Genomic DNA, 894 nt, shown 5'->3' with positions numbered 1-894 from the left:
CCGATCTGATGAGGATGGTAAATAAAGGGCCGCTATTTTCAGGCATGCAAAAAGTGAGAGATCATGACATTCGATGAAATTTTGGCCACGGTGGATGGCAAGGGCAGTGCCACCTTCCCTGAAGGCTGGGGGCAGGGCCGTGCGCTGTTTGGTGGATTGGTCGGCGCGGTGCTGTTTGATCATCTGCAAAAGACAGTGGCGAGTGGGCGGTTCTTGCGCAGTTTTTCTCTGTCTTTTGTGGCGCCGGCATCGCCTGGGCAGGTTGCTCTGGACGCAACGGTGCTACGGGAAGGGAAATCGGTGATGCAGGCGATGGTGTCTGCGCGCCAGGGCGAGCAGGTGGTCGCGGTGATGCTGGCCAGTTTCGGCGTGGGCCGGGAGTCCAAAGTGGTGGTGGAAGGGCCGTCAGCGCCAGGTTTGAAAGGGGCAGAACAGAGCATTGCGTTGCCGTTCATCAAGGGGCTGACGCCGGACTTTCTTTCCCATTTTGATATCCGCTACGCAGAGGGTATGCCGCCGTTTAGTGGCAGTGCAGCGCCGGATTTCGGGGGCTACATGGGCTTCACCGTACCCCCGGAAACAATGAGCACAGCGGCGCTGATTGCCCTGGTGGATACTTGGCCGCCTTCGGTGCTGCCGTTGCTCAAAGGCCCGGCACCGGCCAGTTCCCTGACCTGGACCATGGAGCTGCTGGATGATCCGGGGTCTCGCCCGGCGGATACTTTGTGGCAATATCGGGTAAACACTGACCAGTGCAGTGATGGCTATGGACAAAGCCAGGCTGTGATCTGGGACGCGGCTGGCCAAGCCGTGGCACTGAGTCGACAGACATTTACGGTATTTGCATGAAATCGGAACTGGCACCGCTGACAGCGCGAACACTGGGGGATCAGG

At 59.1% G+C, this 894-nt stretch carries 1 protein-coding gene; it reads left to right on the top strand.

The genetic code is table 11. The annotated features are described in order from the left end of the window. Positions 1–63: 63 nt before the first annotated feature. A complete protein-coding gene (locus A3730_RS22515; RefSeq protein ID WP_063519500.1) occupies positions 64–849 on the top strand; it encodes an acyl-CoA thioesterase II in 786 nt (261 codons plus the stop codon). Positions 850–894 lie beyond the last annotated feature (45 nt).

The organism is Alcanivorax sp. HI0044 (assembly GCF_001634945.1).
This window is presented reverse-complemented; position numbering and strand designations above follow the sequence as displayed.